Origin of the sequence: Pseudomonas cucumis, from assembly GCF_030687935.1 — a bacterium.
Classification (GTDB): Bacteria; Pseudomonadota; Gammaproteobacteria; order Pseudomonadales; family Pseudomonadaceae; genus Aquipseudomonas; species Aquipseudomonas cucumis.
This window is the reverse complement of the sequence record NZ_CP117454.1, coordinates 3035013-3048120: the sequence shown is the minus strand read 5'-3', so window position 1 is coordinate 3048120 and position 13108 is coordinate 3035013. Positions and strand designations below refer to the sequence as shown.

Here is a 13108-nt window from a genome sequence, read left to right as displayed (position 1 = left end):
ATCATTCAATTATCAGGGCTTATATGATGATTAGAAGATACAGATGGAGAGCAAAAACCGGTTCAGTTGCTGAACCGACCCACCGCGGGATCGATGGGTGTCTCATTTGGGAGGTGTTGGGAGAAAGAGTCCGTGCCTGGACGGACTCTTACTGAGGGTCTTGCATAAGGGCTCAGGCAGCAGGTTCGACCTGAAGGGCTACCCGTTCGCGACATGGACATTCGTCCATATAGCGGTGGGCTTCGACAAACTCGGAAAAAGGGAAGACCCGGGTCTTGAGCGGCAACAGCACACGGTCCGCAGTCATCTGATTGATGTCGCGCAGGGCACGTTGCAGTGCGGCCTGATCCTGGATGATGCCCAGTTCCGGCTTGCCGGTGAAATTACCGATGCAATGCACGAAGAACTGAATGTTCTTCTGGAATGCCGCGCAGGCCGGGAATGGCGTCTGATTACCCCCTTGCAAGCCATAGAGCACCAGGCTACCGCGAGGTGCGAGCACATCGCCGAGCAGCGACATCTGCGGCCCGCCCAAGCCATCGAACACCACATCGACGCCGCGGTTATCGGTGATCTTGTTGATTTGCATCAGCAGATCCTGTTCTTCGGTGACGATGACCTTCTCGGCACCCAGGGACAACAGGTACTCACGCTCATCCGCGGTTTTGGTCGCAGCAATCACTCGCACACCAAGGGCTTTGCCCAATTGCACGAATGACGGCCCGGCGCAGTGACTGGCGTCGGTCACCAAGGCAAATTGTCCGGGTTTGACTCGCGCCAGATCGGCGTAGGCAAAATAGGCGATCAACAGTGGCGTGTAATGAACGCTGGCTTCAATCGGGCTGAGTACGTCCGGGTAGCGGGTCAGCGCCGAGCGCGGCAGAACGATCTGTTCGCCGTAAACCGGGTAGTCGTTGGGGCTCTCTGCCGGGAAGCTGGCGACCTTGTCACCAACAGCCAGATCATCGACGCCTTCGCCGACCATCGTGACCACGCCAGCCATTTCATGACCAAGGCCTGAAGGCAGACGAGCATGGGACGAGGCCAGGTTCTGGCGCCAGAGAATGTCGTACCAGCTGATGCCTATCGCTTCGACGCGCACCTGCACTTCGCCCGGCGCAGGCAGAGCGGCCGCATGCTCTTCGCATTTGAGCACCTCGGCTGGACCAAACTTGTGAAAACGGATCGTGCGGGACATCGCAAACCTCGTCAAAGTAACCTCTAATGCCTTGAACTCTATCTGGGCTTTCTACCCAAGACCATCAGTGGCTATTAATAGTCGACATGCCTGTCATTGATTCCGCAGCGACGGCGACATCATCAAATGCCGTAAAAAACCGAAGCGCCTTTCAGGAAAAACTGAATTACCCTGTGCAGAGTACCAGCCTTTGCCCGTAAGATTCATGCCGGCCATTGTTCTCATATGGCCGCTCACGTCAAGTTTGCTGAATCTGCCAGGACTCCAGATGAATCGTAATGACCTGCGTCGTGTCGACCTGAACCTGTTGATCGTTTTCGAAACACTGATGCACGAACGCAGCGTGACCCGCGCCGCGGAAAAATTGTTCCTCGGCCAGCCGGCCATCAGTGCGGCGCTCTCGCGCCTGCGCGGGCTGTTCGATGACCCGCTGTTTGTACGCACCGGCCGCAGCATGGAGCCTTCCGCTCGGGCGGTGGAAATCTTCGCCCTGCTCTCGCCGGCCCTGGATTCGATTTCCACCGCGGTCAGTCGTGCGGCGGAATTCGACCCGGCGACCAGCACCGCGGTGTTCCGCATCGGCTTGTCCGATGATGTTGAATTTGCGCTGCTGCCAATGCTGCTCAAACGGTTGCGCGCTGAATCGCCGGGGATCGTGCTGGTGGTGCGTCGGGCCAACTACATCCTGATGCCGAACCTGCTGGCCTCGGGCGAGATCTCCATCGGCGTCAGCTACACCGCCGACTTGCCGGCCAACGCCAAGCGCAAAGTACTGCGCCGCAGCATGCCGAAATTGTTGCGCGCCGATACGGTGCCAGGGCCGTTGAGTCTGGATGATTTCTGCGCCCGCCCCCACGCTCTGGTTTCGTTCGCCGGCGACCTGAGCGGCTTTATAGATGAAGAGCTGGAAAAACTGGGGCGCAAACGGCATGTGGTGCTGGCAGTGCCGCAGTTCAATGGGTTGAGCACACTGATCAGTGGCACCGATATCGTGGCCACCGTCCCTGATTACACCGCCGAAGCGTTGACCGCGGCCGGTGGTGTTCGGGCCGAGGACCCGCCGTTGCCGGTGCGCAGCTTTGAATTGCACATGGCTTGGCGCGGGTCGCAAGATAATGACCCGGGGGAGCGTTGGTTAAGGTCACGGATTCAGATGTTTTTCGGGGACCCCGATAGCCTGACATAAGGCACGCCGAGCGTTTTACCGTACGCTGAGCCATTAGCGCCCGGGTACTGGACTGCTTGGGCGTTTTACAACGCGTTTTCGCATTAGCGAGTCAGGGCTCGCCATGCGGCTCGGTTGAGGCAACCGGGGCGTACGCAGTAACAGACTGATTTCCTCTGCACTGACCGCGCGGCTGAAAAAGTGGCCCTGCATTTCATCGCAACCGTTTTCACGCAGGAAGGTTTGCTGCTCTTCGGTTTCGACACCTTCGGCAATGACCTTGAGGTTCAGTTTGTGCCCCAACGAAATCACTGCGGTGGCGATGGCTTTGTCGTTCTCGTTGTCGGGCAGATCGCGCACGAAAGACTGGTCGATCTTGAGTCTCGCGATCGGGAAGCTTTTCAATGCTGCGAGGCTGGAGTAACCGGTACCGAAATCGTCGATCGAGAGACTGATCCCCATTGATTGCAGTTCCTTCATTTTGCTGATGGCTTGCTGAAGGTCTTGCATGATCAGACTTTCGGTCAGCTCCAGCTCAAGGTACCTCGGTTCCAGTCCGGTTTCTTGCAAGGCATGCCTCACCCGGTCGATCAGGTCCCTTTCGATGAACTGGCGTGCTGAAATATTCACCGACATGGTGATCGGCGGCCAGCCCGCATCCTGCCAGGCCTTGTTCTGTCTGCACGCGGTATGAATCACCCAGTCGCCGATGGGCACGATCAACCCGGTCTCTTCGGCCTGGGGAATGAATTTGATTGGAGACACCATGCCGAACTCGGGATGCTGCCAGCGAATCAGTGCCTCTACGCCGATAATCTGACCTGACTGCAAATCCACCTGTGGCTGGTACAGCAGCAGGAACTCGTCATGGTTGAGTGCGTTTCGAAGCCCGTCTTGCATGGCGAGCTTGCCCTGATCCTTGTTATTCATCTCGCTCGTATAGAACTGGTAACTGTTGCGACCCAGCTCCTTGGCCCGGTACATGGCGGCGTCCGCATTGCTGAGCAACGTGTCGGTATCGCTGCCGTCCGCCGGGTAAGTGGCCAACCCCATGCTGCAGGTGACGTGGAGTGTATGTCCGCTGAGCTGAATCGGCCGCAGGATGGCCTCCTGGATTTTATGCAGGGCTGGCGTAACACCGTCGATGTCTGAGGGCTGGTCGAACAGGATGATCACAAACTCGTCGCCACCCAGTCGCACAACGGTGTCGGTGCGGCGTACACACTCCTGCATGCGCTGGGCGACGGTTTTCAGCAGTTCGTCTCCAGCACTGTGTCCAAGGCTGTCATTCACCAGTTTGAATTTGTCCAGATCGAGAAACACCACCGTCACCAGCCGGCTGTAGCGCTGAGCATAAAGCATTGCCTGCTTGAGACGGTCTTCGAGCAGTGTGCGATTCGGCAGCCCGGTCAATGCGTCATGGTCGCCCATATAGCGAATGCGTTTTTCGGTCAGTTGGCGTTCTATCGCAATGCCGGCAAGAGGTGTCGCCATGTCGATCAGTCGCGTCTCGGTCGAGCTGGGGCTGCGGACGGTGTTGGAATACAAGGCGAACGTACCCAATACCTTTCGCTCATGGGACAGAATCGGCGTCGACCAGCAGGCGCGAAATCCATAGGACGCAGCAGCTGATCGGTACTCCTCCCACAGCGGATCCAGCTCGATATCCGTGACGATGACCGGCTCTCGTCGATACACCGCGGTGCCGCATGAACCGACACTCGGACCGATCGCAGTCCCGTCAATGAGCTGGTTATAGGCCTTCGGCAAACTGGGGGCAGCCCCGTGCAGCAGGTGCTTGCCATCCTCATCCAGCACCAGGATGGACACCATCATCCCCTCCAGTTGGGACTCGACCAGGTGAGCCAGGCTCTCGAGGACCTCTGCAAGCTCAGTGCTTCTGGCGATCAGCTCCAAGACATGACCTTGTCCGGCACGGACGATGGCTTCTTGTTCTAATCGGTTGTTTTGCAGGGCGAGCCGCTCTGTGGCGATACTCAATTGGACCGTTCTTTTTTCCAGCTGAAGTCGGTCTTTGAGGAATTGATTCACTGCGCGGGCCATGCTGCCGATCTCGTCCTTCCCATGCTCCGCCATCAACAAATGCGTTTTGTCGGTGTGTTCCTGACGCAATTGCCGGCTTATTTCATTCAGGCGCACGAGCACATGACGGCCCATGAAGACCCGGGTCACAAACCAGGCGAACACCAGGCTTGCGCCCAACATGATCAGCACCCATTGCTGGCTACGATTTGACGCCTCGACCAGGCGCTGCACAGCTTCGCGATAGTCTTCGGTGTAAGCACTGGATTGCGCACGGGCCACCGCGACCAGAACCCCGGCCTCATTCTTCAGTTCCTCATTGAAGCGCTGTATGACGTGGTGCTGATTGATGAGCCTCAGGCGCAAAGAGAAGAGATCGGGTGTCGGCACATCAGCGTCGGGTAACTTGCCTGCGGTGTGTGACAGGCGCTCATATCGGACCCGCAGCCGTTGCACGGCATCACTGTCAATAGCCTGCGGCAGATCGAAAAGTAACACCGCCAGTTCCAGGCTGGCCCGGGTTTGGGTCGCGGTTAACCGGGCGGTGTGATCCTCCAGGGTTTGCTCAAAGGTGACCTCGGTTTGCAGCAGGCTTTCTCGCAGCTGCGCAACGATGTTGGCGGTATTGCGGAACATCTGACTCGACTGATGCATGTCGAGTATCGCCACACCACTGTTCGCGGCAGTCAACTGCTGCACCAGTTGATCAAGGGCTTCGAGCTCTTGGACGGTCGCTGCATAGCTTGAACGCAGGGTGTCGGGCGAGCGGGTTGTCAGAAGCTGATCGGTCTGGCGTTCGATCAGCAAGGTCCGCTGCAGCATGTCTTGCCCATCTTGCATGCGGACCAGTCGTTCATCCGTCAGCTGGCGGGTGGCGCTGTTTGACGTGCGCAATGCATAGACCGCAGTAGCACCACCCGCCAGGATCAGCAGTGCCAGCGTCAGAAACGCCAGTGTGAACTGTGCGCGTAGCGATTGCGGCAATAGCCGGCGTCCGAGCCGGGAAGTAACGTCCAATGTCAGGGGTTCCATTGGTGGCGATAGATGTCTCGATAGCCATTGTCAGGGTCGTACTGGAGTTTCTTCCCGCCGTCGAAGGCAATATTGTCGGCATTGACCAAGTGAATCGGCGCTACGAAGCCGCTCACCGGCTGACCTGCAAACAGCCGGTTCAATTCATCCATCACTTGCCAGCCATGCAGGTTGAGCGGCTCGGCCACGGTAACGGTCTGGTAGGTTTTTGCCTGTATGCGCAAGAAAGCCGAAGCGCTGCCATCACCGGCAGACAACAGACTGATGCCGTCACTGGGTATTGCGGCGCTGGTCAATGAGGCAATCGAGTAGTCGAAATAGATATCGTTGATGGCCAGCGTATGGGTCCAGCGCTTGCCATAGCGCTGAAGCAGCTCCTCGGTGATCGCCGGCATCTTCTCACCACTTTCGGAGATCGCGACATCGCGCACTTCCAGCAACGTACATTCCCGACAGGCCCGAATGACGTTTTCCATGGCCTTGGCTTTCGCCATGGCGATGCTGTACTTGGAGTCGGTCAGTATGACCACGCCGGCGCGTCCGTTTGACTGTGCCACTGCCGCCATGGCCGTGAGGCGAGCCACTTCGAGCGGGTCGGTCGTGACGTTCATGGCCACCGGCGTGCCGTCAATCGGCCCGGGGCGTGCCCCGGCGTGCCAGCCAACCACCGGCACATCCCTGTTGGCGAAGAGGATCAGCGCCGCATTGTTCTCAAGGGCATCGGAGCCGCACAGAATGAGGCCGTCAGGTTTCGCTGCGAGGGCATCGGAAAAGGCCTTTGCGCGCCCGGCCGATGATCCGGCGCCATCGAATATCTTCAGCGTCCAGCCCATCGCCTTGGCGGCCTCACGAACGCCCTGCGCGACACCCACGATGCCTCCGTTACGCAAATCTTCTGCGACAAGGGCGATGCTCTTGCCCCGCAGGGCTCGCGGGCCAGATTCAGGGCCGCTCCAGCGAACGGCTTCAAGGGTGGCCCTGGAAACGATTTCCTGCGCTTGAATCACCGTAACCGTGGTGTTTTCGACAGCGTATCCGGGAGTTGCCGTGAAAAGACAGAAAACCGTAATTGAAGCCATCCAGAGTAGCCAGGGCCTGAGTAAGCAGGGCCTGATCAGACAGGTTCGATCACCGCATGTGATGCCGGGTCTGGAACTGATAGCGCGATCATAGTCTGGCATGGCGTCCCTTTTTGCCAAGAGTGCAGCGTTCACTATCCGAAAGGATAGTCGGTTCTGCTGTCATCAGGCCTTTTGTGGGTAAAGTACGCGAACTTTAGTCCTGAACATTCAGGAAATGGCCGCACCACATCGATCAGGTCCAGGATCGGAAGGTGCCAGTCGTCGCCCGCGGTGCGGGCAAGCTGCCGAGCCCGCGAAATCCCTTACACTCCCCGCAACACTGAATTGTCATCATTTCATTTGATAGCCCACTAACGGAAGGTGCATGCTAGAGGGCTCGCTTTGAGCTTATATCATTCCGAATGATAGTTACCTTCGCTTCATTCGATTCGTGCCATACCACCCCGCCAAGCATCATCCGTCCATCTCAATACATTGGCGGATGCATCCATGGAACAATCACTCAAACATTTGCGCTTCCCCTTGGCCCTGTTGGCCGTGCTGGTGATGAGCGCCTGCGGCAAGACCCCGGACGCTGCCGCCACCATGCCCGCGGCCAAGGTCAGCGTGGCCAAGGTGCTGGAACAACCGGTCAACGAGTGGGACGAATTCACCGGCCGCCTTGAAGCGCCGGAAACGGTAGAGATTCGTCCACGGGTTTCCGGCCAGATCGATGACGTGGCCTTCACCGAAGGCGCGCTGGTCAAGAAAGGCGATCTGTTGTTCCAGATCGACCCGCGTCCATTCCAGGCTGAGGTCCGCCGCCTCGAAGCCCTGGTTGCGCAAGCTCGCGCCACAGCCACCCGCAGCGAAAACGAATCCCAGCGCGGCGAACGTCTGCGCACCAGCAACGCGATTTCCGCCGAACTCGCCGACTCGCGCACCAGCGCGGCTCAAGAAGCCCGCGCCGCCGTCGGCGCCCTCCAGGCACAACTGGACCTGGCCAAACTGAACCTGAGCTTCACCCGCGTCACAGCGCCCATCAGCGGCCGTGTCAGTCGTGCGGAAATCACCGCCGGCAACCTGGTGACCGCCGACACCACGGCGCTGACCACCGTGGTCTCCACCGATAAGGTCTACGCCTACTTCGACGCCGACGAGCGTGTGTTCCTCAAGTACACCCAGCTCGCCCGTCAGGGGCAACGCGGCGCCACCACCCCGGTTTACATGGGCCTGTCCAATGAAGACGGCAACCCGCACCAGGGCCAGATGAACTTCGTCGACAACCAGGTCAACCCGAAGACCGGCACCATCCGCGGTCGTGCGGTGTTCGACAACAGCGACGGCACCTACACCCCAGGCCTGTATGCACGCCTGAAACTGGTGGGCAGCGGCACCTACTCCGCGGTGTTGATCAACGACGAAGCGGTCGGTACCGACCTGGGTAAAAAGTTCGTGCTGGTGATGGATGCCGACAACAAAACGGCTTACCGCCCTGTCGAGCTGGGTCCGAAGATCGAAGGTCTGCGCATCGTGCGCAGCGGCTTGAACAAAGACGACACCATCATCGTCAAGGGTTTGCAGCGGGTTCGTCCTGGTTCGCCGGTCACGCCTGAAGTGATCCCGATGGCCAGCCAGGAAACCCTCGCGGCTCTCGCACAACAACGACAAGCGCTGGAAGCCAGCAACCTGCCCCAAGTCGCACCTGCCAAGGTCGCGCCGGGTACGGTTGTGAAAGTGGCTGCTGCGACTCCACGCGGTTAAGGGACAATTACTCCGATGAATTTTTCCCAATTCTTCATTTCACGGCCGATCTTCGCAGCGGTACTGTCGCTGCTGATCCTGATCGCCGGCGCCATCTCGCTGTTCCAGTTACCGATCAGCGAATACCCGGAAGTCGTGCCGCCGACCGTAGTGGTCCGTGCCAACTTCCCGGGCGCCAACCCTAAAGTCATCGGTGAAACCGTGGCCGCTCCTTTGGAGCAAGCCATCACCGGCGTCGAGAACATGCTGTACATGTCCTCGCAGTCCACCGCTGACGGCAAGATCACCCTGACCATCACCTTCGCCCTGGGCACTGACCTGGATAACGCGCAGGTACAGGTTCAGAACCGCGTGACCCGTACCGAGCCCAAACTTCCCGAGGAAGTGACGCGCATCGGTATCACCGTCGACAAGGCGTCGCCCGACCTGACCATGGTTGTGCACTTGACCTCGCCGGACAAACGCTACGACATGCTCTACCTGTCCAACTACGCCTTGCTCAATATCAAGGATGAGCTGGCGCGTCTGGGCGGTGTCGGTGATGTGCAGCTGTTCGGCATGGGCGATTACTCGCTGCGGGTGTGGCTCGATCCGAACAAGACCGCTTCGCGCAACCTGACCGCCACCGATGTGGTCACCGCGATTCGTGAACAGAACCGTCAAGTGGCGGCCGGTGCCCTGGGTGCTCCGCCTGCGCCGAATGCCACCGCGTTCCAGCTGTCGGTCAACACTCAAGGCCGTCTGGTGTCCGAGGAAGAGTTCGAGAACATCATCATTCGCTCTGGCGAAAATGGTGAAATCACTCGCCTCAAAGACATTGCTCGCGTCGAGCTTGGCTCTAGCCAGTACGCCCTGCGCTCCTTGCTGAACAACCAGCCGGCGGTGGCGATCCCGATCTTCCAGCGCCCAGGCTCCAACGCGATCCAGATCTCCAACGACGTTCGGGCGAAAATGGCCGAGCTGAAGAAGAACTTCCCGGAAGGCATGGACTTCAGCATCGTCTATGACCCGACGATCTTCGTGCGCGGTTCCATCGAGGCGGTGGTTCACACCCTCTTCGAAGCGCTGATCCTGGTTGTGCTGGTGGTGATCCTGTTCCTGCAAACCTGGCGCGCTTCGATCATCCCGTTGGTGGCGGTGCCGGTTTCGCTGATCGGTACGTTTGCCGTGATGCACCTGTTCGGCTTCTCGTTGAACGCGCTGTCGCTGTTCGGGCTGGTATTGGCCATCGGTATCGTGGTCGACGATGCGATTGTGGTGGTGGAAAACGTCGAGCGAAACATCGGGCTCGGACTCACCCCGGTAGAAGCCACCAAGCGTGCGATGCGTGAAGTGACCGGTCCGATCATCGCGACGGCGCTGGTGCTGTGTGCGGTGTTCATCCCGGCCGCGTTCATCTCCGGCTTGACCGGTCAGTTCTACAAACAGTTCGCCCTGACGATTGCGATTTCGACCGTCATCTCGGCCTTCAACTCGCTGACCTTGTCGCCAGCGCTGGCCGCCGTGTTGCTCAAGAGCCATGACGCGCCTAAAGACCGTTTCTCCAAGGTTCTGGACAAGATCTTCGGTGGCTGGTTGTTCCGTCCGTTCAACCGCTTCTTTGACAAGGCCAGCCATGGTTATGTCGGCACCGTGGGCCGGGTTATCCGCAGCAGCGGTATCGCCCTGCTGGTGTACGCCGGCCTGATGGTGTTGACGTTCTTCGGATTCTCCAATACCCCGACCGGTTTCGTACCCGGCCAGGACAAGCAATACCTGGTGGCCTTCGCGCAACTGCCGGATGCCGCGAGCCTGGACCGTACCGAAGACGTGATCAAGCGCATGTCCGACCTGGCCCTGAAACAGCCTGGCGTGGACAGCGCCGTGGCCTTCCCGGGTCTGTCGATCAACGGTTTCACCAATAGCCCTAACGCCGGCATCGTGTTCGTGACCCTGAAACCGTTCGACGAGCGTAAGGATCCGAGCATGTCCGCCGGTGCGATTGCCGGTGCATTGAACGGCCAGTACGCCGGGATTCAGGAAGCCTACATGGCGATCTTCCCGCCACCGCCAGTACAAGGCCTGGGGACCATTGGCGGTTTCCGCCTGCAGATCGAAGACCGGGGCAACCTGGGCTATGACGAGCTGTACAAAGAAACCATGAACATCATCACCAAAAGCCACAGCGTGCCGGAACTGGCTGGCCTGTTCACCAGCTACACCGTGAACGTGCCGCAGGTCGATGCCGCCATCGACCGGGAAAAAGCCAAGACCCACGGCGTTGCTGTCAGCGACATCTTCGACACCCTGCAGATCTATCTGGGTTCGCTGTATGCCAACGACTTCAACCGCTTCGGTCGCACCTATCAGGTCAACGTTCAGGCTGAGCAACAGTTCCGTCTCGAATCGGACCAGATCGGTCAGCTGAAAGTGCGTAACAACCGCGGCGAGATGATTCCGCTGGCGACCTTCATCAAGGTCAGCGACACCTCGGGGCCGGACCGCGTAATGCACTACAACGGCTTCATCACCGCGGAAATCAACGGTGCGGCAGCCCCCGGCTACAGCTCCGGCCAGGCCGAAAAAGCCATCGAGAAACTGCTCAAGGATGAACTTCCGAACGGCATGACCTACGAGTGGACCGACCTGACCTACCAGCAGATTCTGTCCGGCAACACCGCGCTGTTCGTGTTCCCTCTCTGCGTACTGCTGGCGTTCCTGGTGCTCGCGGCGCAGTACGAAAGCTGGAGCCTGCCACTGGCGGTGATCCTGATCGTACCGATGACCCTGCTGTCGGCGATTACCGGGGTGATTGCCTCGGGCGGCGATAACAACATCTTCACCCAGATCGGCTTGATCGTACTGGTGGGCCTGGCGTGTAAGAACGCGATTCTGATCGTCGAGTTTGCCAAGGATAAACAGGAAGAAGGCCTCGGCCCGCTGGCAGCGGTGCTGGAAGCTTGCCGTCTGCGTCTGCGGCCGATCCTGATGACCTCCTTCGCGTTCATCATGGGTGTTGTGCCTCTGGTGTTCTCCAGCGGTGCCGGTGCCGAAATGCGTCATGCCATGGGTGTGGCGGTGTTCTCCGGGATGCTCGGGGTGACCTTCTTCGGTCTGTTGCTGACGCCGGTGTTCTACGTACTGATTCGCAACTTTGTGGAGCGCGGTGAAGCGCGCAAAGCGGCCAAGGCGCTGAAATTGGAAAAGCCACTGGAGGCGCAACAATGAGCCTGAAAGCCTTCCTGCCAAGCCTTCTGGTACTGGCCCTGAGTGCCTGCGCCGTCGGCCCGGACTACAAAACCCCAACCACCGAGGCGGCCAACATCACGGCCGCCACCGATGGCAGCGCCGGTCAGAAGAACTTCGACCGCGCCCGCTTCGAAGGCATCTGGTGGCAGCAGTTCGACGATCCGACCCTCAACCAGTTGGTGACGCAATCCTTGCAAGGCAACCGCGATCTGCGCGTGGCTTTTGCCCGCTGGAAAGCGGCCCGGGCGATTCGCGATGACGCCAGCAATGACGCCATGCCGACCATCACCAGCCGCGCCAGCAGTGATCTGGCCAAAGGGCAAATTCCCGGCCAGACCACCGACCGCGTCAGCAGTGAACGCTATGACCTGGGCCTGGACATGGCCTGGGAACTGGACTTGTTCGGTCGCATCCAGCGCAACCTGGAATCCAGCGACGCCGAACAGCAGGCCGCCGAAGCCGATCTTTACCAACTGCAAGTCACCATGATTGCCGAACTGGTGGATGCCTATGGCCAACTGCGCGGCGCACAACTGCGGGAAAAGATCGCCCTGGCCAACCTGAACAATCAGCAGGAATCGCGCAAGATCACCGAAAGCCTGCGTGATGCCGGTGTCGGCGATCAGTTGGATGTGGTTCGCGCCGATGCGCGCCTGGCGTCTGTCGAAGCCAGCGTGCCGCAACTGCAGGCCGAACAGGTGCGTCAGCGCAACCGTATCGCCACCCTGCTGGGCGAGCGTCCGGACAAGCTGACTGTCGACCTGAGTCCAAAAGATTTGCCGGCGATCGCCAAGGCCCTGCCGATCGGTGATCCGGGCGAACTGCTGCAACGGCGTCCGGACATCCGCAGCGCCGAACGCCAACTGGCGGCCGCCACCGCCCGTATCGGCGTGGCCAAGGCTGATTTGTTCCCACGGGTCAGCCTCAGCGGCTTCCTCGGTTTCACCGCCGGGCGCGGTTCGCAGATCGGTTCCTCGGCGGCCAACGCCTGGGCACTGGGCCCAAGCATTACCTGGGCGGCGTTCGACCTGGGCAGCGTGCGCGCCCGTTTGCGCGGTGCCGATGCTGAAGCCGAAGGCGCCCTGGCGACCTACGAGCAGCAAGTACTGTTGGCGCTGGAAGAGTCGGAAAACGCCTTCAGCGATTACGGTAAACGTCAGCAGCGCCTGATCTCGCTGATTCGTCAAAGCGAATCAAGCCGCGCCGCCGCAGACCTCGCCGACATTCGCTACCGCGAAGGCACCGTGGACTTCCTCGTGCTGCTCGATGCCCAGCGTGAGCGTTTGGCGGCGGAAGACACCCAGGCCCAGGCCGAAGTCGATTTGTATCGCGGCATTGTCGCCATCTACAAAGCGCTTGGCGGCGGCTGGCAACCAGAGACGGTCGCCAGCAAGTAAGGTTTTAAAGAGCTCCTTTGGTTGGCCGCAACCAACCAAATTCTTTGCCCCGCGTCTCATTCGGTCGCGGGGCTTTTTTTTTGGCTGCGCACCATAGCGCAAATACCACAATCCCCTGTGGGAGCGGGCTTGCCCGCGATAGCGGCCTATCTGGCACATGGATGTTGGATGTACCGACGCAATCGCGGGCAAGCCCGCTCTCCCCCAGGGATTTGGGGGT

Annotated in this window: 7 protein-coding genes; 4 read left to right on the top strand and 3 right to left on the bottom strand. The window is 59.6% G+C overall.

Annotated elements, in window-relative coordinates:
- Window positions 1-172: 172 nt before the first annotated feature.
- Window positions 173-1198: a zinc-dependent alcohol dehydrogenase family protein gene (locus PSH97_RS13865; RefSeq protein WP_305449675.1), complete on the bottom strand. Its 1026-nt coding sequence runs from the start codon at window positions 1196-1198 to the stop codon at window positions 173-175.
- A 268-nt stretch (window positions 1199-1466) separates the two neighbouring features.
- Between PSH97_RS13865 and PSH97_RS13860 the strand changes: the two genes are divergently transcribed.
- Complete coding sequence (locus tag PSH97_RS13860; RefSeq protein WP_305449674.1) at window positions 1467-2384, top strand: LysR family transcriptional regulator; 918 nt, start codon at window positions 1467-1469, stop codon at window positions 2382-2384.
- 33 nt (window positions 2385-2417) lie between these two features.
- Here the strand turns inward: PSH97_RS13860 and PSH97_RS13855 are convergent, their stop codons facing one another.
- Window positions 2418-5438: an EAL domain-containing protein gene (locus PSH97_RS13855; protein ID WP_305449673.1), complete on the bottom strand. Its 3021-nt coding sequence runs from the start codon at window positions 5436-5438 to the stop codon at window positions 2418-2420.
- Window positions 5426-6445: a substrate-binding domain-containing protein gene (locus PSH97_RS13850; RefSeq protein ID WP_305449792.1), complete on the bottom strand. Its 1020-nt coding sequence runs from the start codon at window positions 6443-6445 to the stop codon at window positions 5426-5428. The genes PSH97_RS13855 and PSH97_RS13850 overlap by 13 nt, the downstream gene beginning before the upstream one ends.
- Window positions 6446-7009: 564 nt before the next feature.
- Between PSH97_RS13850 and mexE the strand changes: the two genes are divergently transcribed.
- Genes mexE through PSH97_RS13835 form a run of 3 tightly spaced genes read left to right on the top strand, consistent with a single transcriptional unit; the run spans window position 7010 to window position 12888 of the window.
- On the top strand, window positions 7010-8263 hold the full coding sequence (gene mexE / locus PSH97_RS13845) for a multidrug efflux RND transporter periplasmic adaptor subunit MexE (RefSeq protein ID WP_305449672.1): 1254 nt from the start codon (window positions 7010-7012) through the stop codon (window positions 8261-8263).
- A gap of 15 nt (window positions 8264-8278) precedes the next feature.
- On the top strand, window positions 8279-11470 hold the full coding sequence (locus PSH97_RS13840) for an efflux RND transporter permease subunit (RefSeq protein ID WP_305449671.1): 3192 nt from the start codon (window positions 8279-8281) through the stop codon (window positions 11468-11470).
- Window positions 11467-12888: an efflux transporter outer membrane subunit gene (locus tag PSH97_RS13835; RefSeq protein WP_123496923.1), complete on the top strand. Its 1422-nt coding sequence runs from the start codon at window positions 11467-11469 to the stop codon at window positions 12886-12888. Before PSH97_RS13840 ends, PSH97_RS13835 begins: the two co-directional genes overlap by 4 nt.
- The last annotated feature ends 220 nt before the right edge of the window (window positions 12889-13108 follow it).

Coding starts and splice junctions, on each gene's coding strand:
- PSH97_RS13840 (WP_305449671.1), top strand. CDS start 8,279: ATGAATTTTTCCCAATTCTTCATTTCACGGCCGATCTTCGCAGCGGTA.
- PSH97_RS13855 (WP_305449673.1), bottom strand. CDS start 5,438: ATGGAACCCCTGACATTGGACGTTACTTCCCGGCTCGGACGCCGGCTA.
- PSH97_RS13865 (WP_305449675.1), bottom strand. CDS start 1,198: ATGTCCCGCACGATCCGTTTTCACAAGTTTGGTCCAGCCGAGGTGCTC.
- PSH97_RS13860 (WP_305449674.1), top strand. CDS start 1,467: ATGAATCGTAATGACCTGCGTCGTGTCGACCTGAACCTGTTGATCGTT.
- mexE (WP_305449672.1), top strand. CDS start 7,010: ATGGAACAATCACTCAAACATTTGCGCTTCCCCTTGGCCCTGTTGGCC.
- PSH97_RS13835 (WP_123496923.1), top strand. CDS start 11,467: ATGAGCCTGAAAGCCTTCCTGCCAAGCCTTCTGGTACTGGCCCTGAGT.